Annotated in this window: 23 protein-coding genes; 6 read left to right on the top strand and 17 right to left on the bottom strand. The window is 40.6% G+C overall.

Going from position 1 to position 23,484, the window contains the following annotated elements; genetic code table 11:
* Positions 1-207: 207 nt before the first annotated feature.
* Complete coding sequence (locus PSH41_RS10705; RefSeq protein WP_004587767.1) at positions 208-675, top strand: glycine zipper 2TM domain-containing protein; 468 nt, start codon at positions 208-210, stop codon at positions 673-675.
* Between the two features lie 82 nt (positions 676-757).
* Here PSH41_RS10705 and PSH41_RS10700 read toward each other — a convergent pair whose 3' ends face one another.
* Together PSH41_RS10700 and PSH41_RS10695 are read right to left on the bottom strand one after the other, a co-directional pair.
* Positions 758-1,975 carry a pyridoxal phosphate-dependent aminotransferase gene (locus PSH41_RS10700; RefSeq protein ID WP_004587766.1) on the bottom strand — a complete coding sequence of 406 codons (1,218 nt, stop codon included), beginning with the start codon at positions 1,973-1,975 and terminating at the stop codon, positions 758-760.
* A gap of 264 nt (positions 1,976-2,239) precedes the next feature.
* A complete protein-coding gene (locus tag PSH41_RS10695; protein ID WP_004587765.1) occupies positions 2,240-2,584 on the bottom strand; it encodes an Hpt domain-containing protein in 345 nt (114 codons plus the stop codon).
* A 137-nt stretch (positions 2,585-2,721) separates the two neighbouring features.
* On the opposite strand from PSH41_RS10695, the gene PSH41_RS10690 reads away from it, so the two are divergent.
* The 3 genes from PSH41_RS10690 (at position 2,722) to PSH41_RS10680 (ending at position 4,875) form a co-directional block, all read left to right on the top strand.
* Positions 2,722-3,318 (top strand): tRNA-uridine aminocarboxypropyltransferase, encoded by a 597-nt coding sequence (locus tag PSH41_RS10690; RefSeq protein ID WP_273589673.1) that lies wholly within the window; start codon positions 2,722-2,724, stop codon positions 3,316-3,318.
* 16 nt (positions 3,319-3,334) lie between these two features.
* Entirely contained in the window at positions 3,335-4,117 is a 783-nt protein-coding gene (locus PSH41_RS10685; protein ID WP_055253256.1) for a CLCA_X family protein, read from the top strand.
* A 98-nt stretch (positions 4,118-4,215) separates the two neighbouring features.
* Positions 4,216-4,875, top strand: a complete 660-nt coding sequence (locus tag PSH41_RS10680; protein ID WP_273589674.1) for a type IV pili methyl-accepting chemotaxis transducer N-terminal domain-containing protein — start codon at positions 4,216-4,218, stop codon at positions 4,873-4,875.
* 93 nt (positions 4,876-4,968) lie between these two features.
* Here PSH41_RS10680 and dcd read toward each other — a convergent pair whose 3' ends face one another.
* Entirely contained in the window at positions 4,969-5,556 is a 588-nt protein-coding gene (gene dcd, locus PSH41_RS10675) for a dCTP deaminase (protein ID WP_004587761.1), read from the bottom strand.
* Between the two features lie 6 nt (positions 5,557-5,562).
* Positions 5,563-6,639 (bottom strand): iron-sulfur cluster carrier protein ApbC, encoded by a 1,077-nt coding sequence (gene apbC / locus PSH41_RS10670; RefSeq protein ID WP_273589675.1) that lies wholly within the window; start codon positions 6,637-6,639, stop codon positions 5,563-5,565.
* Between the two features lie 187 nt (positions 6,640-6,826).
* On the opposite strand from apbC, the gene metG reads away from it, so the two are divergent.
* Both metG and PSH41_RS10660 read left to right on the top strand, forming a co-directional pair.
* Positions 6,827-8,848 carry a methionine--tRNA ligase gene (gene metG, locus PSH41_RS10665; RefSeq protein ID WP_064385641.1) on the top strand — a complete coding sequence of 674 codons (2,022 nt, stop codon included), beginning with the start codon at positions 6,827-6,829 and terminating at the stop codon, positions 8,846-8,848.
* A gap of 257 nt (positions 8,849-9,105) precedes the next feature.
* Complete coding sequence (locus PSH41_RS10660) at positions 9,106-9,762, top strand: bifunctional 4-hydroxy-2-oxoglutarate aldolase/2-dehydro-3-deoxy-phosphogluconate aldolase (RefSeq protein ID WP_273589676.1); 657 nt, start codon at positions 9,106-9,108, stop codon at positions 9,760-9,762.
* Positions 9,763-9,819: 57 nt separating this feature from the next.
* Here PSH41_RS10660 and PSH41_RS10655 read toward each other — a convergent pair whose 3' ends face one another.
* From PSH41_RS10655 to PSH41_RS10595, 13 genes are all read right to left on the bottom strand, one after another.
* On the bottom strand, positions 9,820-10,464 hold the full coding sequence (locus PSH41_RS10655; RefSeq protein ID WP_273589677.1) for an MOSC domain-containing protein: 645 nt from the start codon (positions 10,462-10,464) through the stop codon (positions 9,820-9,822).
* A 76-nt stretch (positions 10,465-10,540) separates the two neighbouring features.
* Positions 10,541-10,906 (bottom strand): hypothetical protein, encoded by a 366-nt coding sequence (locus PSH41_RS10650; protein ID WP_055253245.1) that lies wholly within the window; start codon positions 10,904-10,906, stop codon positions 10,541-10,543.
* 39 nt (positions 10,907-10,945) lie between these two features.
* Positions 10,946-11,404 (bottom strand): molybdopterin synthase catalytic subunit MoaE, encoded by a 459-nt coding sequence (gene moaE, locus PSH41_RS10645; RefSeq protein ID WP_055253242.1) that lies wholly within the window; start codon positions 11,402-11,404, stop codon positions 10,946-10,948.
* A complete protein-coding gene (locus PSH41_RS10640; RefSeq protein WP_273589678.1) occupies positions 11,404-11,703 on the bottom strand; it encodes a MoaD/ThiS family protein in 300 nt (99 codons plus the stop codon). Before PSH41_RS10640 ends, moaE begins: the two co-directional genes overlap by 1 nt.
* Positions 11,681-12,151, bottom strand: coding sequence for a cyclic pyranopterin monophosphate synthase MoaC (gene moaC, locus PSH41_RS10635; RefSeq protein WP_273589679.1), 471 nt, complete (start codon positions 12,149-12,151; stop codon positions 11,681-11,683). The genes PSH41_RS10640 and moaC overlap by 23 nt, the downstream gene beginning before the upstream one ends.
* 1 nt (position 12,152) lies before the next feature.
* A complete protein-coding gene (gene moaB / locus PSH41_RS10630) occupies positions 12,153-12,692 on the bottom strand; it encodes a molybdenum cofactor biosynthesis protein B (RefSeq protein WP_004587753.1) in 540 nt (179 codons plus the stop codon).
* Positions 12,689-13,315 (bottom strand): molybdenum cofactor guanylyltransferase, encoded by a 627-nt coding sequence (locus PSH41_RS10625; RefSeq protein WP_273589680.1) that lies wholly within the window; start codon positions 13,313-13,315, stop codon positions 12,689-12,691. Before PSH41_RS10625 ends, moaB begins: the two co-directional genes overlap by 4 nt.
* A 2-nt stretch (positions 13,316-13,317) precedes the next feature.
* Positions 13,318-14,289 carry a GTP 3',8-cyclase MoaA gene (gene moaA / locus PSH41_RS10620; protein WP_273589681.1) on the bottom strand — a complete coding sequence of 324 codons (972 nt, stop codon included), beginning with the start codon at positions 14,287-14,289 and terminating at the stop codon, positions 13,318-13,320.
* A gap of 16 nt (positions 14,290-14,305) precedes the next feature.
* Entirely contained in the window at positions 14,306-16,996 is a 2,691-nt protein-coding gene (locus PSH41_RS10615) for a nitrate reductase (protein ID WP_273589682.1), read from the bottom strand.
* 21 nt (positions 16,997-17,017) lie between these two features.
* The gene (locus PSH41_RS10610) at positions 17,018-18,544 is read right to left on the bottom strand and encodes an FAD-dependent oxidoreductase (RefSeq protein WP_273589683.1); all 1,527 of its coding nucleotides are present in this window, start codon (positions 18,542-18,544) and stop codon (positions 17,018-17,020) included.
* Between the two features lie 228 nt (positions 18,545-18,772).
* Positions 18,773-19,966: an alginate export family protein gene (locus PSH41_RS10605; RefSeq protein ID WP_273589684.1), complete on the bottom strand. Its 1,194-nt coding sequence runs from the start codon at positions 19,964-19,966 to the stop codon at positions 18,773-18,775.
* 9 nt (positions 19,967-19,975) lie between these two features.
* Entirely contained in the window at positions 19,976-21,715 is a 1,740-nt protein-coding gene (locus PSH41_RS10600) for a bifunctional protein-serine/threonine kinase/phosphatase (RefSeq protein ID WP_273589685.1), read from the bottom strand.
* 13 nt (positions 21,716-21,728) lie between these two features.
* Positions 21,729-23,198, bottom strand: coding sequence for a NarK family nitrate/nitrite MFS transporter (locus tag PSH41_RS10595; protein ID WP_273589686.1), 1,470 nt, complete (start codon positions 23,196-23,198; stop codon positions 21,729-21,731).
* Positions 23,199-23,484: the final 286 nt, after the last annotated feature.

Below are 23,484 nucleotides of genomic sequence, written 5' to 3'. Positions count from 1 at the left end.
TAGCTTAATTAACTTATCTATTTTGAGGCTGGATAAACGCGTTGAGAGTTCGGCAGAAAATACTATTTAGTTTGTTTTTAAATGAGAATTTTTAACTTAGTTAGCGACACGTTTAGCCCCAAAATATTTAAGTATTTTTGCGCATTGGTATACATTTCCACGCAAAGGCAAAATATCGCCTTTGCGTAACACCAACAGGAGACATCTATGAAAGCCTTAACCATAGCAATGTGTGCATTGCTTACACTCAGTGCACCAAGTTTTGCTAACTATGAGCGAAACAAAGCCGTGCCTGTACAACAGGTTTTATTTGGCGATGTAAAATCTGTACGTAAAATTACCGAACAAGAGCTTGTGCAAGACAAAAACAATGGCTGGAAAACCTTTGGCGGCGCCCTACTCGGGGGTGTTGTCGGTAATCAATTTGGTGGTGGGAGCGGTCGTACCGTCGCCACTATTTTAGGCTCAGTCATTGGCGGAAGCGTGGCGCATAATAATCAGCAAAAAAGCTATTATAAGCAAACACACCTAGTAGAGTTATTGATTCAGGTAGAAAACGGCGATCAATACATGGTGGTACAAGACCAAGACCAGTCAATGCGCTTTAGTAAAGGTGATAACGTACGGTTGGTCTATTTAAGTGATAATACCGTAAGAGTTGACCGCGCGTACTAATAAGCCCGTATCAGCAGTATCACGTAAAAAAACGAGCTATTTAAGCTCGTTTTTTATTTTACAGCGCATTAGTTGGAATTAACTAAACTTGGCGATAGTCTTTAAAAAAGCGCTGCATTTTAAGCATCGCACTCGATAAATCGTCTTTGTTAGGTAAAAACACTAACCTAAAGTGATCAGGCTCTGGCCAATTAAATGCACGCCCATGCACTAATAATATTTTTTCTGCTTTTAGTAAATCAAACATCATTTTTTCATCATCAGTGACATTAAAATGAGCCGTATCTACCTTAGCAAAGGCGTAAAGCGCCCCTTTTGGCTTTTTACAGCTTATCCCTTCAATAGCATTAAGCCCACGCCAAGCAATATCGCGCTGAACATATAATCGCCCGCCTGGGTCGATTAAGCTGTCTATTGATTGCACGCCCCCTAGCGCTTGTTGTATCGCATATTGCGCGGGTACATTGGCACACAAACGCATAGACGATAAAATATCTAGCCCTTTGCGTAAATCTTCCATTGCAGAAGTACGCCCGCTTAGTACCATCCAGCCCATACGAATACCCGCTGCACGGTAAGTTTTAGCTAAGCCATTAAAAGTAATAATGGGCACATCATCGCATAGCGCACCAATTGAGGTGTGAGTGATGCCATCGTATAAAATCTTTTCGTAAATTTCATCGCTAAGCAGTAACAGCTTATGCTCGCGCGCCACATTAATTAACTCTAAAAGTAAATCGTCACTATAAACCGCCCCGGTTGGGTTATTAGGGTTAATTAGTACAAGCGCTTTTGTTTTAGACGTAATTTTACTTTTTATATCAGCAATATCCGGAAACCAATCTTGCTCTTCATCACATAAATAATGAACAGGGTTGCCGCCTGCTAATTTAACTGACGCGGTCCACAGTGGGTAATCAGGCGCAGGAATAAGCACTTCATCATCGTTATTTAATAACGCTTGGGTGATCATTTGGATAAGCTCGCTCACCCCATTACCAATATAAATATTATCTACGTCTAGGTTATGTAAACCTCGTTGCTGGTAATGCTGATAAACCGCTACACGGGCTGAATATAACCCCTTAGAGTCGCAGTAGCCTTGGGCCGAATACAAATTACGAATAATATCGCGGTGCATGTCCTCTGGCATATCAAAACCAAACGCCGCAGGGTTACCAATATTAAGCTTTAGTACCTTTTGACCTTCGTCTTCCATTTTTTTGGCTTGCGCTAAAACCGGTCCACGAATGTCATAACATACACCTTCTAATTTGTGACTCTTTTTAATATCTGACATTTTTACCTCTTTGGGGCGAACTGGCTTTATGGAAAAAAATAATTAACTAGGAGTGGGTTTTATTCAATGTGAGGGTTATAACCTAATGGGCTCGGTAAAATTGTGTTACTAGCCCAAGGGTGGTCCTTGGGCAATGCGTGATCAAATTTATTATCGAGAGGCCAAACACGCCCTAGTAAAGTCTAAGACTACCCTAGTAAAGGCGTAAAATGCCAGCGTAATTAGTTGCTTAATACTGAAATAAATTCACGTTAACAAATAATATTAATTAGACTCTACCCAGGCTCTTAATTGGGCCTGCGAACCACTTACTTGCGCCAATAAATCTGTAGATGCCGTTACAGCTTGCGCTAAGTTATCTTGATTGAGATTAAGCTCAATATCACGGGCTACATCAGATAAACTCGTGGCACCAAACTGAGCCGCGTTCGACTTTAAACTATGGGCATGACGAATCGCCGCTTCTTTATCGTTACCAATGGTTGCAATTACTTCATTACCAAGGCGCTCAAATTCACTGCAGCAAAATTCAAGTGTATCTTTAAACTGCTCACCAAGTAACGACTGCATACTTTCTAGAGCAGCCTCATCTATTTGTACTTCTGTCATATTTTAAGCCCTTCTAAACATTCCGTGTCATTTTATAATTAATAGTATTACTGTATATCTATGCGTAAAAAAATCCAACTTTATTACTTTATAAATGTATAATTATCAAAATACACTCGCAATAAAAAGTTTAATTAATGACTCGCCAAGTTTGTGAACGCTGTTTGTTTACGCCCTCTACCTGTATATGCGGGGCCATTAAACGTTTAACAAATAAAGTTAGCGTGGTTATTCTACAACACCCCAATGAAGAAAAAATAGCGAAAAACACGGCAAAATTGCTTAATTTGAGCCTAACTGACTGCAAAATAATCAAAGGGGAAAATAACACCGACTTTGCCATGCTCAACTCTTTACCTTTGGATTCCACTGTACTGCTCTACCCTAATGAGCACGCCACCTACTTAGATGATACAAACCCAAAGCCAGCCTTAAGTAACATTACGCATTTAATCGTGATTGATGGCACCTGGAAAAAAGCCTATAAAATTTTGCAGCTGACCCCGCTACTCACTAAATTTAAAACAGTGAGCTTTAAGCAGTTACCGCAAAACCGTTACGCTATTAGAAAAGCTCCCAGAGCCGACAGTCTTTCTACGCTTGAGGCCGTTGCACATAGTTTGTTGTTAATAGAGCAGTTAAACCCTGCTCCACTTTACAATTTATTAGACGAATTAATACAAAAACAAACCCAACACATGCCCGAACACGTAAAAGCACGTTACTTAAATTAGCCACCATTAAATGTAAATGCGTAATTACCCAAACAGATTAAAACGCGGATTCACTCGTAAAGGGCCAGACTACCGCTTTGACGACCAAGTTGACTTTAGCGATATTAGAGACACCTTTGGCTTTAGATCTATGGTTGTAGGAAAATGGGTGACCAAAGAAGAGCATTTTATTAGTGCAAACTTAATTTACGATGCCCTCGCCGACCTTGCTCAAATATTACATTTACCGCCCAAAGCTATTGGCCTGCGCGGCAAACTAAATTTTGCCTTTGGGCATGGTGGTCAAAAAGGCGTACAAGCGCATTATAACGCAGCTTCACAAACCCTTGCTTTAGCTAAAAATGCGGGCGGTGGCGCATTGGCTCACGAATGGTTTCATGCGTTTGATCACCATATAAGCGAGCATTTATTTAATGCAAAACCTCGCTTTGGTTTTGCTTCAAAGCTGTGGCTTTCAAATACGCCAAATTTATCTCACCCACTTAATAGTGCGCTAAACGATTTTTACAAAAACGTGTTTTTAGATTTTGATGGGGAAGATGCGAATGAATTTGTACAAACGTGCATAAAACACGACCAAGCGCATAACATGAACTACATGAGTATGCCTGAGGAGTTAGCCGCGCGCTGCTTTGAAGCCTGTATAGATGCTCACAGCACTATTCAAAATAGCTTTTTGGTTAGTGGCTTAAAAAGCAGTAACTTGATATACCCAAGTGCTCAGCATATTAATAAAGCAAATGAAGCGCTTAATAAGTATTTTGAACTACTAGGTTATGCACTTCATAAATCTCAATAAGCCACAAACTACCTTGTAAACTTTAATTACGTGAAAAATCTTATATTTAATCTATCCTATCCTAAAGCATTAATAATTTTAAAATAAGTAGCAATTAAATGGTAAATACTGATTTTTCAAATAAAAAGCATGGCGCTATCTCTTTTGTTTATATTGTTCCCTTAACTGTAATTGCAATTTTATCTATCTGTATTCACTTTATGCTTGATGAAGTCATTGAAGCGCAAACCGATACTGGAAAACTCGTAAATGTAAGTGGTCAACAAAGAATGCTTTCGCAACGGGTGAGCATGTTTACTTTAGAGTACTTAATGTATGGCTCGCAGGATTCTAAATTACTGGCCATTAATGCTTTAAACTCTTTAAAAAATAATCATAAATACTTATTAAGTGAGCATTATGGGGCGCAAGTATTAGGCGATGAAAGCCCGCTATCTAAGGAGTTGTTAGCAATGTATTTTAAAGAGCCTATTAATGTCGATAAAAAATTAAGTATGTTTTCAGATAGAGTTGAAGAAGTACTAAAGTTAAAAACACAAACACTTAATTTAAATACAGCGCAAGAAAGCTTTTTTTCTTTAGCAAAAGAGCCGCTTTTAAAAGCGTTTAATACGGTGGTTATGCAGTACGAAAAAGAGAGTGTTGACAGGGTTAAAAGGCTACACACTATTCAAGGCATTGTAATTATAGTTATTTTATTATCTATATTAGTCGAGTTTTTACTCGTTTATAAAGCCAGAAATAAAAAACACATTTAATATCAGTGTAAGCAATAATGCACATTGATATAAGTTATTAAGCGTTTAAGCTAGCAAAACAAAGCCATTTAAACGCTTAATAGTTTTATATTGTTATAGGTTATCGTCGCTAATGCGGCTTGCTACCGCACTACTTTGATCTTTATATTTTGCGTCTTTACGAATGTTGTATGGGTTTTCGCAGGGTCCTGAAAGCATTTCAAAGCTCATTGCACCAATTTTCATCATTGGGCGCAGCGCTAGTGGCAACTTACCTGAATTGTAAAATTCTAAAACAATATTACCACTCCAACCTGGGTCGATTCTGTGCGCTGTTACATGCACCATTAAACCTAAGCGGGCAAGTGATGAACGACCATCTAACCAGCCTACTATGTCGGCAGGAAGTGTAACTTTTTCATGCGTAATGGCCAATGCCAGCTCACCTGGGTGTAAAAAGAAAGCTTCGCCGTCGGCAAGCTCAATCTCTTCACTCATGATTGATTCCATAGCCTTATTTAACTGATCTTTAGGGCCACTTAAATCTACGTAAGCTGCGTTATGTGCGTTAAAGGTTCTAAATTTGTTCCCTAAACGCAAATCGGCTGTCACACCCGAAATCATTTCGTTAGTCGGCGCAGGCTCAATCACTATGCGGCCATCGCTTAAATATTCTTTAATATGGGTATCTGAGAGTCTCATTTTTTCTTAGTCCTGCGTTATCACTATCTCAACACTGTGATGGTGCTGCTGATAAAAAAGCGTGCTGGCAATCAGTCTTGCCGCTGCGCTGTATGTGTTGCTAATAGCCGCGCTGGTATCGCTGGCGATTAATTTACCTTGCTCTGAGTATTCACGAATATCTATGGCAAGTGGAATATGGCTTAACACCGGTACGCCGTGTTTATGGGCAAGTTTTTCTGCGCCATCTTTGCCAAACACATGGTTGGCTTCACCGCAGTGGCTACAAATGTAGTGACTCATATTTTCTATAAGCCCAAGCACAGGTACGTTAACTTTATTAAACATTGCAATGCCTTTTTGCGCATCGGCAAGGGCTAAATCTTGCGGTGTCGTCACAATAACAGTGCCGCTGGCAGGCACTTTTTGGCTCATTGTTAGCTGTATATCGCCCGTACCCGGTGGCATATCAACAATTAAGTAATCAAGTTCGCCCCAATCAGTTTCGTTTAATAATTGGTTGAGCGCTCCCGATGCCATTGGCCCTCGCCATACCGTTGCGTCATCACTTGGCACTAAAAAGCCGATTGATTGCGCTTTAATGCCGTTGGCATCAAATGGCTGAAGCAGTTTGTTATCTTTGGTTTGTGGCTCTGCACCCACAAGCCCTAAAAGCATAGGAATAGAAGGCCCGTAAATATCAGCATCTAAAATCCCTACTTTAGCGCCTTCGCTTTTAAGCGCCCCGGCTAAATTTACAGCGGTCGTGGATTTTCCTACCCCCCCTTTACCTGAGGCAATCAGCACAATGTGTTTAATGGCTTTAAATTTTGCAGGCTCTTTTATAGTCACCACAGAGTCTATGGTAACCGGTGTATTTATACTTTCACTTACGTGCTGCTCAACTAACGGCATTTCTGATTGAGCCGCAAATGGCAGCGTTATTTTAATGTGTATTGATTTATCGTCATTTTGCGAAATGGTATCAATAAAACTTTCATCAATACCTACGGCAAATGCCGCGCTTCGATACGCCGCTAAGGCAGTAATAATCGGTTGTTTTTGCACCGATTTAGAGGAGAATAGTTTCGACAGTCCAAACATAGCAATTAAATAGCGTTTCTTTGATGAAAAGTGCCACAGAATTATGTAACATTCAGGGCATTAACACCAGTCAATTAACAAAAATCCATAAGCTGCGCGTACCGTTAGTCCAAAGCTTATGGATAAATTAATGATAACCGCCTTTTTTGTAGTAAAAATGGTGATTTATCCTCAATTCGGAATGATTATGACGCAGCGAAAGATCCTCATTACCAGCGCATTACCTTATGCAAATGGCCCTACTCACTTAGGCCATTTATTGGAATATATTCAAACTGATATTTGGTCACGTTTTCAAAAGCTACAAGGCCACGAAGCTTATTATGTTTGCGCCGACGATGCTCACGGCACGCCAATTATGCTTAATGCGCAAAAGCAAGGGATCACGCCTGAAGAAATGGTTAAAAATGTAAGCATTGAACGCCAGCGCGACTTTGCCGACTTTAACATCAAGTTTGATAAATACCACAGCACCCACAGCTCAGAAAATAAAGAGCTGAGTGAGCTTATTTATAACCGCCTTAATGATGCGGGTCATATTAAAAAGCACACTATTTCACAGTTATTCGACCCTGAAAAAGGCATATTTTTACCAGATCGCTTTGTAACAGGCACTTGCCCAACGTGTAAGTCTGAAAACCAAAATGGCGATAGCTGTGACTCGTGTGGCGCAACTTACAGCCCAACCGAATTAATAAACCCGCGCTCGGTAATGTCAGGTGCAGAGCCAATTTTAAAAGATTCAGAGCATTACTTTTTTGACCTGCCAGCATTTGAAGGCATGCTTAAAGAGTGGCTACACTCGGGCTCTATTCAGCAAGAAATGGCGAATAAGTTAGATGAGTGGTTTACCGATGGCCTGCAACAGTGGGATATTAGCCGCGATGCGCCTTACTTTGGTTTTGAAATTCCAAATGCACCGGGCAAATACTTTTACGTATGGCTAGATGCGCCAATTGGCTACATGGCAAGCTTTAAAAATCTATGTGACGAAAAAGGCCTCGACTTTGATGCATTTTGGGCTGAAGGGTCTGATGCTGAGCTTTATCACTTTATTGGTAAAGACATTATTTACTTCCACAGCTTATTTTGGCCAGCCATGCTAGAGGGCGCTAATTTTAGAAAGCCAACTAACGTGTTTGCACATGGCTTTGTAACCGTCAATGGCGAAAAAATGTCTAAATCAAAGGGTACGTTTATAAAAGCACGTACTTACCTTGATAACCTAGACCCAGAGTACTTACGTTATTACTACGCAGCTAAATTAAACAGCGGTATTATTGACCTTGATTTAAACCTAGAAGACTTTGCACAACGTGTAAATTCAGACCTAGTAGGTAAAGTAGTAAACATAGCAAGCCGCTGTGCAGGCTTTATTACTAAAAAGTTTGACGGTAAATTAAGTAGCACAATTATGCAGCCTGAACTACTTGAAGAATTTCAAGCTGCTGCACCGAGCATTACCGCCCATTATGAAAACCGTGAATACAGCCGCGCAATTCGTGAAATTATGGCCCTAGCCGACAAAGCCAACCAATTTATTGATGCCGCAGCGCCATGGGTACTCATTAAAGACGAAGCAAAACAGCAAGAAGCGCACGAAGTGTGCTCGCTTGGCCTTAACTTGTTCCGTGTTTTAATTACCTATTTAAAACCTGTATTACCAGGTATGGCTGCAAACGTAGAAGCCTTTTTAAATGACGACTTAGCATGGGATGGCGTTCAAAATGCACTTGTTGCACACCCTATCAATAAATTTAAGCCGCTCATGCAACGTGTAGAAATGGATAAAGTGAACAAAATGGTTGAAGAATCAAAAGAAAGCCTAGAATCAAAAGTAACAATTGACCCTAATAGCCCACTTGCAAAAGAGCCAATTGCGGATGAAATTGAATTTGATGACTTTGCAAAAGTAGACTTACGCGTTGCTAAAATTGCAAAAGCAGAGCATGTTGAAGGCGCCGATAAGCTACTTAAACTTACGCTGGATTTAGGCGGCGAAACACGCCAAGTGTTTGCTGGTATTAAATCGGCTTACGCACCAGAAGACATTGAAGGCAAACTGACTGTAATGGTTGCAAACCTTAAACCTCGTAAAATGCGCTTTGGTATGTCAGAGGGTATGGTATTAGCTGCAGGCCCTGGCGGTAAAGAAATTTACATTCTTAACCCAGACGATGGCTCAGAGCCAGGCATGCGTGTAATGTAATTTATTACTTATAAAAAACCGCTGATATTTCAGCGGTTTTTTTATGAGAAAAAAACGTTTATACCAATTCGTTTTGTTAAGTGTTCTATTTTGAGGGTGCAAAAGCGTGTTGATAACTAGACAAAAAATTCGCTATTTAGTTATTCAAAATGATAAAAATGAGAGCTTTTTAACGCGTTTAGCCCCAAAATAATTAAGTATTATTGCCGATTGCTGTTACACGTGTGACTCTGGATTAAATAAAGTGAAGTGACATTATGAGCCAAATTTTAAATGCCAACAGAATAAAAATAAGCAACCAAATAAAGCAACATAAGTTAGTTGCTATACTTCGCTTAAAGCAACAAAGCGATGTAGCCCCCTTAATTAATTGCTTAGTTAATACAGGCATTAACGCGCTAGAAATCACCTCAAATACACCTGGCTTTGAGCAAGAAATAGCAAAAGCACGCGCTGCTTATAAAAATACTCTCATTGGCGCTGGCACAATAATTAACACCGCCCTTGCGCAACAAGCGATTGATGCCGGTGCGCAATTTATAGTTACACCAAATACTAATCAAGCCGTGGTAGAGCTTGCTCACCGCCATGGTTTACCTGTGTTAATGGGCGCACTCACTCCTACCGATGTTGCCAATGCAATAGAGTATAACGCCGATATTATTAAAGTTTTTCCGGCAGGCAGTATGGGGATTAATTACTTTAAAGCGCTAACGGGGCCTTTTTCTGATGTGCCATTAATGCCCGTAGGCGGCATTAATTTAGACAACCTAACACATTGGTTTGCAGCGGGGGCATGCGCAGTGGCGGTAAGTAGTGATTTTAGTAAGCCGGTAAATAACAAACAGCAATACGAGACATTAAGCCAATTGGTGTGCAAATACTTATCAGCGGTCGCTCACTTAACAAACTAAATAATACAGCTAAAAGTGAGCTTTTATTAAGGGTAATACAGCTTTAATAGCGCTCTTTTAACTCCCCAATTTCTTTTTGATTTTAGTTTGCCACTCAAGTGCAAGCTCGGGTAGTTCAAGTGCTGCTAATAATACGCTTTCATAATCTGGGTATTGTTTATCAAAAAAGGCCTGAAACAACGTTTTAACCGAAATGTTATGCTCAGCTTTATGTTCAATAGTCACTGCATCGCCCGTTTTAGCAACACCTTGCTCAAGCACTCTAAAATAAACACCTGTGTGGTAATACTGAGTGAAAAGTTTTAGGCTTTGTTTATTATTAAGTGCAATAGCCAATTTAAAGCACGGCACACGGGGCTGGCTTACCTCAAGCAGTGCAGTACCTAAACGAATACGATCCCCTATGTGAATGTTTTGCTCATCAAGGTCTGAAATTGTGAAATTTTCGCCAAAGGCTCCGACTGCTAAATCATCATTTTTAAGGGTGCGCTTCCAATAATCGTAATGATTGTGCGAAAACGCATAAACCGCTTTATCCACCCCGCCATGATTGACTAAATCGGCTTGCTCATCTCCTATTATATTTAGCTTTTCAATAACAACCGGCTCTTTGGTTGGTGTTTTAAATATACCTGTTTTAATGGCTTTGCCGTTATGCTCAACCGTTTTTATTTTAGAGATGTTGGTAGAGATTATTTTCATCTTAAACCTTTGATTATAGCTAAAAGTAAGAGTGCGTAAGTTTCATCATTCATCCTTGATGATCAACAAAGTAAGATTATAAGTCAAAAATATATAACAAAGTTAAAATAAGAAACACTACAAATACAGGGGTAAGTACATAGAAAAGGATATTTGCTATGGTTTTGTGTTTTTCTCTAAAGCGAAGCATACCATTGTAAGTCGCTCTAAAAAGTGGGAATGTAATAAAAGCTCTAAAAATTGCCCATGAAACAAAACCGCATTGAAGTTTTATTTCCAGCCAAAACTGCTCCGGATTAATATTTAAAGATTGACTCGGAGAGCTTTTGGACCCAATTGACCAGCCAGTTAATAGCTCTAACATAATTATAAAAATAAGTAGAGCCGCTATCCAAAGGTAAGCTGACTCTATTGATTCTCTTTTTGAGATAAATTTTTTCATTAATATTATATAAACGCATTTATATAGGCTTACACAGACCTACTTTTCCCACTTGTTTAACGCTTGCTTGTCGCTTTGTTTAAACTCAACCCAGTTTGAGGAGTCTTTAAAATGCTCTTTTTTCCAAAACGTGGCGTGGTTTTTTAAGTAATCCATTATAAATTGTGCGCCTTCAAACGCGGCTTGGCGGTGGCGGGAGGTTACGCCAACAAATACAATTTGCTCACCAAGGGCTAAATAGCCGACTCGATGAATAATGCTTATACGGGCAAGTTGCCAGCGTGTTTGCGCTTGCTCGGCTATCGATTGCAGTAGTTGCTCAGTCATACCTGGGTAGTGTTCAAGCTCAAGCGCGATTACGTTATCGCCGCTACTAAATTCTCGCACAAGCCCTGTAAAAGTAACTACGGCACCATCACTTTTGTTATTACTGCAAAGTGCGTCATGTTGCTCGCCTACTGAAAAATCCTGCGTTTGTACTTTAATGCTTATACTCATTAGCCACCTGTCACTGGTGGGAAAAAAGCAAGTTCATCCCCTGCTTTTACAAGCTCATCGCTTGATGACATAGTTTGATTAAGCGCACACAATACATCACGCTCTTCAAGCCATGCCTGCCAGTGCGGGTTTTGCTCAACCAGCATGTGTTTAAACGCTTTAATGCTAAGGGTATACGCTATATCAACGGTTAACTTATCGCACTTTAGGCGCTCTTTTAGTTGGCCAAAAAACAGTACGTTTACATGCCCTGCCGCTGCATCAGTATCATTTAAATTAGTCTCGCTGCCAGCTGCCATGCTTGCCTCCTGCTTTTTGCGTTACACGCATACCGTGTATTTCCATAAGCGGATCGGCAGCTTTACACATATCAAATAGTGTAAGGGTCGCCACAGATACAGCGGTGAGTGCTTCCATTTCAACGCCCGTTTTGCCCGCCAATTTACAGTAGCTAGTAACTTTAATTTGGCAATTTGCTTCATCAAGTTCAAAATCAACGGCTACTTTACTCAGTGCCAGCGGGTGACAAAGCGGAATTAAATCAGCGCACTTTTTAGCGCCCTGAATACCCGCAATTCGGGCTACGCCTAGCACGTCACCTTTTTTATTTTGATTAAGCAACACTTGCTCAAAAGCCTGTTTGCTCATTTTAATGTAGGCCTCGGCAGATGCATCGCGCAGAGTGACCTCTTTTAGCGATACATCAACCATGTTTGCTTGGCCGTTTTCATCTACGTGGCTCAGCATATTATTGCTCTCGCGATTCGCATTTTTTACCAATAGTAATATGCGGGGCAAAGTTACATGGCTTGTGCATTGAGTCTAACTGATCTTTTATAATACCTGTCCAGGCTGTTTTACATGCGCCCGTAGAGCCAGGCATACAAAAAATAACGGTGTTATTGGCAAGGCCCGCCAACGCACGCGATTGAATAGTTGAGTTACCAATTTCGCCATACGAAATATGTCTAAATAGCTCTCCAAATCCATCTACGCTTTTATCAAACAGCGGTGCAAATGCCTCTGGTGTTGAGTCACGCTCGGTAAAGCCCGTACCACCGGTTACTAAAATAGCGTGAATGGTGTCATCGGCAATCCACTGCGATGCAACCGCTCGCATTTGGTAAACATCATCTTTAACTATGTCTTTATCAGCTAAGTGATGGCCTGCTTCAGTAAGGGCTTTAATTAAATAATGGCCTGAAGTATCCGTAATTTCATCGCGTGTATCGCTTACTGTCATTACGGCAATGTTTAATGCGATTTGTGACTCAGTTGTGTGGCTCATAGGGTTCTTCTCAATAAATTAGGTTTGTGTTGGTCAAATTGCTCGTTAACAGCTTTAAATTGCGCCGGTGTGTTGGTATTAACAAGTGCATGCGCTTTATTACATTTTAGCGTTTGCACACCAATACTACGGGTAAACTGTTTAATTGATTTATGACTATTTGCGTTTACGAGTAATTGTTTTAAATGACGTTTAACGCTTTGGGTGTTACGAATATACAGGGGTAACGGTTCATTTTCAAAGTGCCACGCATGTATTTGTGGCTGATTTGTTTGAAAGTGGGGGTTATCGCTTGCTGCAGATACAATTTGCGATAATAAAGTGCAAGTAAGCAATGGCATATCAACAGCGGTTACAAGTATATCTTGCTCTGTTGCTATTAAGGTTGAATAAATCCCGCCAAGCGGGCCAGAATCTGGGTATATATCAGCTATGTATTGCACAGTAGCGCTTTGTACATTACGGCTTATAAGTACATCACTTGCTCCTGCTGCTGTTAATAACTCACATGCATTTTGCAGTAAGGTTTTATTTTTTAAAATGAGATTGGCTTTATCGCTGCCCATTCTTGATGATTGCCCTCCAGCGAGTACAACCCCTGTAAACACGGCTTTACTGCTCATATTTAGCCGCCTAACATAGCTAAATGAGTTGTGGCGCCCGTTAAGCGTTTGTCGAGCTCATGGCTAATGGTTTTGTTGCCCATTGCCGCTTGAATAGCGTTTACAGTGGCTGGCGTATCTTGCGCATTTAAATGCGGACGTAAATCTATTCCCCGCTCGGCAAACAAGCACAAATGTAATTTGCCTAATGACGATACTCTTAATCGGTTACAGCTTTTACAAAAATCTTTACTGTAGGGCATAATTAAGCCAATGCGCCCCTCAAAATCGGGATGACAAAACTCCTCTGCAGGGCCGTTTAATTTACCTCTTACTACCTGTAACCAACCTTGTGCTAAAAGCTGTGTTTTAACACTTAGCCCGCTTACATGGTTTTGTTCAAAAAAGGTGGCTCCATTACCTGTTTCCATTAATTCGATAAAGCGTACCGTTACTTTTTTATGTTTTACCCAGTCTAAAAAATCATTTAATTGGTTTTTATTAAATTGCTTAGCCAGCACTGCATTTATTTTTATATCTTTTATACCCAGCTCAATTGCTCTGTCTATTCCTTTTAAAATATGAGTTAGCTTGTCGTGTCCTGTAATTAATTTAAACATGCTCGGGTTTAAGCTATCTATACTAATGTTTAGCGCATCAAGGCCAGCACTGTAAAACTCATCAATTTTATTAAATAAGTTAAAACCATTCGTTGTTATGGCGACTTTTTCTATACCTGGAGTATTTTTACATTGCTTTATAATGTCGGTTACATCACTGCGTAAACACGGCTCACCGCCTGTAATGCGCACTTTTTTTGTGCCTAATTGCGCAAACGCATTTACTAAGGTGTTTATTTCGCTTTTATTTAAAAAGTTACGCGGGGTATCGCACTGATACCCGTTTGGTAAACAATAGGTGCAACTAAAATTACACACATCGGTAATTGAGAGGCGCAAATAGTTAAACTGCCGACCAAATTGATCATTAAGCATATGCTTCCTTGTTTATTTACATTTCAACTGCAACATCAATACTGTTAGCGTTTTGCGTAGTATGCTGCTTTATTAATTGGCTTAACTGGGTTTTACACGACCCACAGTTAGTGCCGCATTTTAGTTTAGACCCCAATTGTTCTACTGTATTTTCACCACTTTTAATGGCGTTTATAATGGGTTGCTCACGTACTTTAAAGCAACTACATACTTGCGCGCCTTGGGTAAATTCTTCATCGGGCGTGGCATACAACAATGACTGTAATTGGCTAAAGGTTATTAAAGGCTCTGCAAATAAATGATTTATCCATTCAAGTGATATGTCTTTTTGAGCCGACGAAATAACTGCAACAAACACTAACTGCTCGTTTTGAATACATTGAACATGCATCGCTTTTGCACTGCCCATTGCCGACCACTGCCCTTGTAACCCGGTCAGTGTTTGGCAATAATAAAGCAAATCATTTTGCGGCTCATTGAGCGCTAACTGGTAGTTAACACAATTACTTGCGTTAACTTTAAGCCAAAAATCACTGTTAATATTAAGCTCTGTTTTGCTAAAAATTTGCATGTACTGAGCAAACTGCGCTTTAACTAAATCAACAGCACCATGCTTACACTCAGCCTGGCCCGAAATAGGGTCTACAACCGATTGATAGAGCCCACTTACCGTAGCGGATGAGGCAAATTGCTTGTTCCAGTGAATAGGCATAAAACATTCGCCTTTTCGCACGGCCTTCGTCACTTTTGCATGAGCCGTCACTTGCCCAGTTTTAGCATTGGCAGTTATTAAATCGTTTGCTTTTATGTTTAATTTGCAGGCATCAGTGGGGTTTATTTCAATATATGGGCGCGTTATATGAGTAGAAAGGGCTGTACTTTTTCCGGTGCGGCTCATTGTATGCCATTGGTCGCGTATTCGCCCTGAGTTCATTACAATAGGGTAATCGCTTGATGTTTGCTGCACAGGAAGTTTGGGCGTTATAGGTATAAAGCGGGCTTTTTTATCTGCGGTGCTAAATTGATTATTAACAAAAACCTGCCCGTTTTTATATGGCTCATTTTTTAGTACCGGCCACATAACCGGTTTTAAGTTATCGTATTGCTGCTGCGAAAGCCCCACTAAGGCTGATAAATTTAATAGCCTATCACCGTTATTTTCAAAATCAGTCAGTTGTGCCCATTCTTCAAAAATGCCACTGGGGTCTGTAAAATCAAATCCTTCAAAACCCATTTTTTGAGCAACTAAACACATTATTTGCCAATCGTTTTTAGCCCCCGAAAATGGCTCAACTAGAGGGCGCTGCCTCGATATTCTTCGCTCTGAATTAGTCACTGTGCCGTTTTTTTCGCCCCATCCGGTTGATGGGAACGCCACATTAGCAAATTTTAGCGTATCACTTTTAGCAATACAGTCAGACACAACCACCAGCTCACATTGCTCAAGTGCATTTTGTATGGCTGCGTTATTAGGTAGGCTCACCATCGGGTTGGTTGCCATTACCCAAATAGCTTTTATTTTCCCTTTGGCGATTTCATCAAACATATCAATCGCATTACACCCTGCTTTTTTAGCTATTGTTGGCGATTGCCAAAAACGTTGCACTAACTGTTGATGAGCGTCGTTTTCAATGTCTAAATGTGCTGCTAATTGATTTGCCAAGCCCCCTACTTCACGCCCGCCCATAGCATTAGGCTGCCCCGTTATTGAAAACGGGCCACAGCCAGGCTTTAACAATTTGCCCGACGCTAAATGCGCATTTATAATGGCATTACACTTATCGACCCCTGAGCTTGATTGGTTAATACCCATTGAATAAAAACTAATAGCGGTTGGGCTTTGTGCAAATAAGGCGTAAAAGTCACTGACTAGCTGCGCGTCGATATCACAAAAATCACTGACCGCTTTTACACTCCACTTTTTAGCCTCTGCAAGCGCTGTTTCAAAGCCGTTTGTATGCGCGTTTATAAATTGCGTATCTAAATAGTTATGTTCACTTAAATAATTAAGTAAGCCGTTATAAAGAGCCCCGTCGCTGCCTGGTTTTATATTTAAAAAGGTATCGGCAAGTTCGGCTGTATCGGTTTTTCGCGGGTCGATAACCACTACTTTCATGTTTGGATTAAGCTTTTTTGCGCGCTCCATACGCTGGTAAAGCACCGGGTGAGTCCACGCCGCATTTGAGCCAATTAAAATAAGTAGCTCCGTTTGCTCTAAATCGTCGTAGGTACATGGTACTACGTCCTCACCAAACGCACGTTTATAACCGGCAACCGCCGATGACATACACAGCCTTGAGTTTGTATCTATATTGCCTGAGCCTATGTAGCCTTTCATTAATTTATTGGCAACGTAGTAATCTTCAGTAAGTAACTGCCCCGATACATAAAACGCAACCGACTCCGGTCCATGCTCTTTAATAATGGCGTTAAATTTGTTGGCAACGTAATCAGTTGCCGTATCCCAGCTGGCGGGTTCGTTATCAATAAGGGGCGATGTTAAGCGATTATCAGTGCCGATGGTGTCAAGCAAGTGCGTGCCTTTAACACATAAACGGCCAAAATTAGCGGGGTGCTCGCGCGTGCCTTCAAGTTTTGTTGGGGTATTATTTAATAATGAAATATCAACCCCACAGCCTACACCACAATAAGCGCAGGTGGTTTGTTTAAGCAAAGGTGTGTTTGAACATGTGTTTAATGTTTCCATACTGCTCTCTTATTATTTGCGTTAAGCGCTCTGTGATACTGGCTCATCTAATGGGGTTAGCGTAGCTATTTTATTATTAAGCGCACTGCTAATAACGCTTTGCACTAGTTTTTCACAGCCTCCACAACCCGTACTTGCTTTAGTGGCTTGCTGCACTTTATTTAAATCGCTACAACCTTGTATAACCGCTTGTTCAATAGTGTGTTTTGTCACTTTGTGGCACACACAAATAATGGCATCACTTGGTAAATCATCAACGTTTAGCTCGCCCGCGTCACCTGCAAGCGGCATTATTAATGACTCTGCGGGCACACTAAGCTCAATGCCATTTAAGTGATACTGCAATAAATTATCGTAATCACTGGTATCGCCAACCAGTACAGCACCTATAAGCTTATTGCCTTGCTCATTAGTGACTACTTTTTTGTAAATACCGCTTAGTTGATCTTCAAAGTAATAGCTAATTGCGCCTTCACTGCGTGCATGGGCATCACCAATTGAGCCTACTTCAACACCCATTAATTTAAGCTTGGTGCTCATATCGGCACCGCTAAATTCATCAGCACTATTTAAGGAATTGTTTGAGGTAGTGTGTAAAGCTTTGTTTGAAGACAGCTGTTGTAAAACATGCCCCGCCGCTACTTTTGCCATCGCGTAGCCCGGTGCTACAAGGCCAAAAATAAAGTTATTCCAAAGAGCGCATTCGCCTATGGCGTATATGTTTTTATCATTCGTTTGGCAATGGTTGTTTATTACGATGCCGCCGCGCTCACCTATTTCTAAATTAAACTCACGAGCTAGGTTATCGTATGGGCGAATACCGGCCGAAAATACAATCATGTCGGTTTCTAGGATTTGCCCCCCTTTAAAGCACATTTTATAACGGCTGTTTTCACCCTCTATAATTTGCTCTGTCGCCACTGATGTATGCACTATAACGCCCAGCTCGGTAATTTTATTTTTAAGCAATCGACCACCAGCACCATCTATTTGTACGCCCATAAGTTGTGGTGCAAATTCTATTACATGGGTTTGCAAGCCAAGCTGCTTTAACGCGTTGGCTGCTTCAAGCCCTAATAAACCGCCGCCAATTACTACGCCCACTTTGCTGGCCTGTGCAGAATTTTTTATGGCGTGTAAATCGTTAATGGTTCTGTAAACTAGGCAATGCTCACGGTCTTTTCCAGGAATCGGTGGTACAAATGCAAATGAACCGGTAGCCAATATTAACTTGTCGTATTCAAATGTTTTGCCTTTTGCAGTAGTGACTGTTTTTGCATCGCGGTTTATATCAACCACTTTAGAATGAGTATGAAAGCACACTTGCCAATCTTGATAGGTTTTACTGCAGGTAAGTGCTAAATCGTCTTCGGTTTTACCTTTAAAAAAAGACGAAAGCTGTACGCGATCATAAGCGAGTCGGTCTTCACCGCTGAGTACGGTAATCTCCATATTTTGAGTATCACCTTGTTGTGATACTAGCTGTTGTACAAAATGATGGCCAACCATTCCATTTCCGACAACTACAACACGCTGCTTGCTTGGCATTAAAATCACCTGTTTGATTTAAAATACACTTAACTTTAGATGGGTACTTTAAATGTATAATTTATTATGTGTTGGTTATAGCAATATGCAAGCCAGATATATAATTAATATATTTCAATAGCTTAACTAAGTTAATGCAGTAAAAAAGAAGTGAAAGCACCACAAGCTGGCGCTATTGCACCAACTTGTAACGCTTTAAATTAAATAACGAGGGTTTAGGTTAAATACTTAAAATTTAGCGCTTACCCATACCCACAGTTTTTGGGTATCAACTTTGCCTGCAGCGCTATCACCTGCTGAATAATCGGCATATTTTGCACCTACGGCATAGGTTTTGTTAATAGGCTTTACGTATTGTACGTTTAGCTCTGTGCCTAAATCATCAACGCCATTGGCGCTATCGTTGGCATCAAAGCTGTGATACGCAAACAGCCATTTACCGCCGTAAGCTTTACCATTTAAACTTACATAAGTGTCATCAAGCCCTTGTGCTGGGGTTGCTAAAAACGTATCGGCCCAGCCATTAAATTTATGCATTGTGGCAAGCGGCGTGGCAAAACCATAATCACCGTTATCAGAACCCAGTGACTCAATACCAGCTTTTAATGTAACGGTTTCAATGCCTAAACCGCCTAAATCTATCCCTCCTTCAAATGCATAATAATCAGCGTCAAAATCACTCATGCTCGTTGATGCAGATTGCGTGGCGTACTGTGCTTTATAGTAAAATTTAATATCGCTGAGCGTTTTATTACCATTAAAAGACACACCATAAGTATCTAAACTGTCATTATCTATTGCGTCGTCACTTAATAAATAGCTGTATAAAACCACCTTACCTAGGCTTGTTTTAAAGCTTGCATTGATAAGGTGATCGGATGCATCAATATCTTTGCTATCGGCAAATATACGGTTGCGCTTACTTATGTAGCTATAGTGCAAGTTAATATCATTAAAGGTGTAATTTACTGTTGTAGCATCAAAGGTTTGCCTGTCTTGCCTAAAGCCAACGTGACCTACAAAACGCTGTCCATCAAGCGCTATTACTTGCCTACCTACTTTAATTGATAAAGCATCTTTTGCATATTTAACAAAAGCCTGATCTATCTCTGTGGTTTCAGGGTCGGCTATTACTGAGTAATTAGTATTTTTACCCAGCGTATTGTTGTAATCGTCTACACCTAATAGGCTTCGGCTATCTTCGACCTCTAATAAAGCAGAAAAGCCATTCACTTCATCCGTTTTATGAGTAAGGCGTGTACGCAGCGTTAAGCTACTGGCATCTTTTAGTGCGTTATCTTGCTCTGCACTTTCATAACGCAACCTAAAATTAAGGTCGGTTTGCGCTGCAACACTAATTGAAGGCGCAGCAATGCACCCTATCATTAAAATAATAGGTAAGTTATTTTTATAATTTAACATGTTGGTCTCTTAGTTTTTAATTATGAGCACGCACAATAAAATGATAAATAAACACAGCGAAATGCTCTTCCAGAGTAATACAGGATCGCGTTTCATTATTGAAATTTTGTTGGCTGAGCTCTGTAAATGTGGATTAGGTTTACTAATATCTGTTAAAAACTCAGAAAATGCGTGGTATCTGAGCGCTGGTTTTGGCGCAAGTGCTTTCATTAAAGCCTGATCTAACCAAAAGGGTATATCGGCTCGGTACTTGCGAATACTTGTGTATTGCCAGTGGCTGTAATCAATAGGGGTATGACTTGCCGGTAATGTTTTATAAGGCAGCTTCGAGCACAATAACTCATAAGCAATCACCCCAAGCGAAAACATATCGCTTTTAAAATCGGCGTGCAGCGAAATAAGTGTTTCAGGAGCCGTATAATCTATAGTCCCTTGCGGGCAGTCATCGGCTATTTGCTTAACCGACTCATCCATAGCCGCAACACTTACAGTACCGTAATCAATTAACGTAACTTTACCGTGAGCATCTATCATCACGTTATCGAGTTTTAAATCACGATGTACCATATCTAATCGCTGAAATGCCCTTAGCGCATGCACTATTTGCTCTACAATACTGCGCACTAGAGCTATTTCTAAATAAGGGACGTCGTGCTTATAGTCACTGAGGGTTTGTCCGTCCATGTACTCGCAAATATGATATAAAAATCGGCTTTGCGATTGCGTATTTAAAACCTTCATTACATTAGGATGATTAATACGTTGTCCTACCCACCCTTCGCGTATAAAGCCTTGAAGGTAATGTATATCGTCTTCAAAATTAACCGAGGGTGCCTTTAATACAACGGGAGGTGCATCAGGTGCTTGCTGTACCAAATAAATGTGCGATCGGCTGCTTTCGTTGATTTTACGAATAACCGTATATCCATCAATTATTTGGCCAACTTCTAATGCGGGTGGTATTTTGCGCTGCGTTAACGATTGATAAAGCTCATCTAGATTTTGCTGCGCAATGCTATTTACCTTCACTAATAAACAACTCACATTATCATCACTGCCTTGTGCTATAGCGCGTGAGGTAATGGCACTTGCTGCCTGCTCTAAGTTGTTATGGGCGTTTATTTCGTTGGCAATTTCACTATAGGGCAATACATCATGCACACCATCGCAAGTCAGTATGTAAATATCGCCGGCTTTTAGGTCAACTTCGTAAACATCAATTTCTTGATGTGACTGCGCGCCTAAAGCACGAGTGAGCGTATCATTTACTTTATGATCCCGCGTTATCGCTTCCATTTGATTATCGCGTAAACGCGTAATGCGAGTATCCCCTAAATGAAATATATACCCCGTAGCTGATTTTAATATAAGCGCCGTAAAGGTGGTCATCCAATCTGCTTGGCGTTGCCCTAAGTGGTTATAGTTGACTGATTGCGAATATAACCACTGATTTAAGCTAGCTAAAACCTTAGAAACCGATTTTTTGACCGCCCAACTGTCGGGTGTATTTAAATATTCATTTATAAAATGAGTAACACTGAGCTGCGATGCTTGTTTGGCATTTTTAGCCGATGAACACCCATCTGCTAAGCACGCAATAGCGCCTTTTGTTTCTTGTTGTTCGTGCTCAGTATTTAAAGCAGCAAACGCATCTTGATTTTCATCTTTTATGCCCGCGGCACTGTGCCCACCAAAAGAAACATCTAGCGTATTATTACTAACTTGAGCGTGTTGGGTTTCATCAAACATGGTTAACGCTGCCTTAAGTCACTGAAATAAGTTCAACAGAGCCATCTTCGTTTACTTCTGTGATGTGCCCATCTGGCTCTTTCATGAAAAATAACGCCCCTAATCCTAACAATGCACTGGCAGCAATGATCATAAAGAAAGTTTGGTAATCCACTAATGAGAGCGCCGTTAAATACACCACCGCACCTACGTTACCGTAAGCGCCTGTCATACCTGCAATTTGCCCTGTTAAGCGGCGTTTAATAAGTGGCACAGCAGCAAAAACCGCTCCCTCACCAGCTTGCACAAAGAACGAACACGCCATGGCAGCAGCTACTGCAAGCCAAAGTGGCCAGCTAGCGTCAACTAAGCCCATAACAAAGTAGCCAACAGCTAACCCTGAGGTAAGAATAATAAGTGTTTTACGACGACCCATTCTATCTGAGATCCAACCACCACCCGGGCGCGAGGCTAAATTCATAAACGCATAAGCAGAGGCCAGTAAACCTGCGTACACCATATCTAGGCCAAACACTTCCATAAAAAATAATGGCAGCATAGATACAACGGCCAGCTCTGAGCCAAAGGTGGTAAAATATAAAATATTAAGTACAGCTACTTGTTTAAATTCGTAGCGGTGCGATTCTGGCACGGGTTGTTTAAAGATATGTCCGTTTATATCAAAGGTTTTATATACCTCGTAGGCGTATAACAGCACTAAAAATGCATAAACGGCTAAAACAAAATTGGCAGAAATTAAATTAGCGCCTGTAGGAGACAACTTCCAAGTAAGTAAAGCCAGTGCGCCATACATAGGTAATTTCATAATAAGCAATAATACAAAGTCACCTTTACTGGTTACTTCCATTGCGCCTACTTTTTTAGGCTTAAAGTACGTCCCCCCTTTTGGTGTATCGGTTACGTTTATGTACCAAATAACACCAAAAATAACGCTAAGTGCGCCCGTTAAACCAACGGCATAGCGCCAGCCATCGTCGCCGCCAAACATAAGGGCTAATACAGGTAGTAACATAGCAGCGGCAGCCGATCCAAAATTACCCCAGCCACCATAAATACCTTCTGCTGTACCAAGCTCATTAGCCGGGAACCACTCGCTCACCATACGAATGCCCACTACAAAGCCTGCTCCAATAAAACCTAGTGCAAAACGCGCGATAGCGGCTTGCTCAAATGTGGTGGCCATAGCAAACATAAAACACGGTATGCTACATAAAATAAGTAAAGCGGCATAAACAATACGCGGGCCAAATTTATCTGTCAGCATGCCAACAACAACACGCGCCGGAATGGTTAAGGCCACATTTAAAATGAGCAGCGTTTTTACCTGTGCCATAGTTATACCTAGCGAGCCCGCTATTGCCCCTAGTAATGGAGCATGGTTAAACCATACAAAAAAAGAGATAAAAAAAACCATCCAGCTTAAATGTAGTATTTTCATTTTTCCGCTAAACGATATGAGATTAAACCCAGAACTCGGTTGCATGTTTTTTTCCTTGTAACGATTATTATTTTAAGCAGTGAGTACGACTTTGGTAGTAATAACACTGCGATGATTGTTAAATTAAAGTTAACCGCTTTCAGCAATTACTAAGCCAACAATTAATAGGTAGGTTTTTCAGTTACTTATATTTTTGGGAATTAATATTTATTTCGCTTTGCACTATTTAAGCAGCTTTGTTGGGCGTAAACAGTGCAAAGAATTTTTAAGCTTTACTTGCTCTAGGTTTTAACTAATTGGTATTGTTAAAAAAAATTACGAGAACTCATTA

The organism is Pseudoalteromonas sp. CST2, assembly GCF_028599385.1.
Lineage (GTDB): Bacteria > Pseudomonadota > Gammaproteobacteria > Enterobacterales > Alteromonadaceae > Pseudoalteromonas > Pseudoalteromonas atlantica.
The sequence above is the reverse complement of the archived record's forward strand: the minus strand, read 5'-3'. Positions and strand labels throughout refer to the sequence as shown.

Excerpts from the sequence above, each read along its gene's own strand:
- PSH41_RS10705 (WP_004587767.1), top strand. The coding sequence starts at position 208 with ATGAAAGCCTTAACCATAGCAATGTGTGCATTGCTTACACTCAGTGCA.
- PSH41_RS10700 (WP_004587766.1), bottom strand. The coding sequence starts at position 1,975 with ATGTCAGATATTAAAAAGAGTCACAAATTAGAAGGTGTATGTTATGAC.
- PSH41_RS10695 (WP_004587765.1), bottom strand. The coding sequence starts at position 2,584 with ATGACAGAAGTACAAATAGATGAGGCTGCTCTAGAAAGTATGCAGTCG.
- PSH41_RS10690 (WP_273589673.1), top strand. The coding sequence starts at position 2,722 with ATGACTCGCCAAGTTTGTGAACGCTGTTTGTTTACGCCCTCTACCTGT.
- PSH41_RS10685 (WP_055253256.1), top strand. The coding sequence starts at position 3,335 with ATGCGTAATTACCCAAACAGATTAAAACGCGGATTCACTCGTAAAGGG.
- PSH41_RS10680 (WP_273589674.1), top strand. The coding sequence starts at position 4,216 with ATGGTAAATACTGATTTTTCAAATAAAAAGCATGGCGCTATCTCTTTT.
- dcd (WP_004587761.1), bottom strand. The coding sequence starts at position 5,556 with ATGAGACTCTCAGATACCCATATTAAAGAATATTTAAGCGATGGCCGC.
- apbC (WP_273589675.1), bottom strand. The coding sequence starts at position 6,639 with ATGTTTGGACTGTCGAAACTATTCTCCTCTAAATCGGTGCAAAAACAA.
- metG (WP_064385641.1), top strand. The coding sequence starts at position 6,827 with ATGACGCAGCGAAAGATCCTCATTACCAGCGCATTACCTTATGCAAAT.
- PSH41_RS10660 (WP_273589676.1), top strand. The coding sequence starts at position 9,106 with ATGAGCCAAATTTTAAATGCCAACAGAATAAAAATAAGCAACCAAATA.
- PSH41_RS10655 (WP_273589677.1), bottom strand. The coding sequence starts at position 10,464 with ATGAAAATAATCTCTACCAACATCTCTAAAATAAAAACGGTTGAGCAT.
- PSH41_RS10650 (WP_055253245.1), bottom strand. The coding sequence starts at position 10,906 with ATGAAAAAATTTATCTCAAAAAGAGAATCAATAGAGTCAGCTTACCTT.
- moaE (WP_055253242.1), bottom strand. The coding sequence starts at position 11,404 with ATGAGTATAAGCATTAAAGTACAAACGCAGGATTTTTCAGTAGGCGAG.
- PSH41_RS10640 (WP_273589678.1), bottom strand. The coding sequence starts at position 11,703 with ATGGCAGCTGGCAGCGAGACTAATTTAAATGATACTGATGCAGCGGCA.
- moaC (WP_273589679.1), bottom strand. The coding sequence starts at position 12,151 with ATGCTGAGCCACGTAGATGAAAACGGCCAAGCAAACATGGTTGATGTA.
- moaB (WP_004587753.1), bottom strand. The coding sequence starts at position 12,692 with ATGAGCCACACAACTGAGTCACAAATCGCATTAAACATTGCCGTAATG.
- PSH41_RS10625 (WP_273589680.1), bottom strand. The coding sequence starts at position 13,315 with ATGAGCAGTAAAGCCGTGTTTACAGGGGTTGTACTCGCTGGAGGGCAA.
- moaA (WP_273589681.1), bottom strand. The coding sequence starts at position 14,289 with ATGCTTAATGATCAATTTGGTCGGCAGTTTAACTATTTGCGCCTCTCA.
- PSH41_RS10615 (WP_273589682.1), bottom strand. The coding sequence starts at position 16,996 with ATGGAAACATTAAACACATGTTCAAACACACCTTTGCTTAAACAAACC.
- PSH41_RS10610 (WP_273589683.1), bottom strand. The coding sequence starts at position 18,544 with ATGCCAAGCAAGCAGCGTGTTGTAGTTGTCGGAAATGGAATGGTTGGC.
- PSH41_RS10605 (WP_273589684.1), bottom strand. The coding sequence starts at position 19,966 with ATGTTAAATTATAAAAATAACTTACCTATTATTTTAATGATAGGGTGC.
- PSH41_RS10600 (WP_273589685.1), bottom strand. The coding sequence starts at position 21,715 with ATGTTTGATGAAACCCAACACGCTCAAGTTAGTAATAATACGCTAGAT.
- PSH41_RS10595 (WP_273589686.1), bottom strand. The coding sequence starts at position 23,198 with ATGCAACCGAGTTCTGGGTTTAATCTCATATCGTTTAGCGGAAAAATG.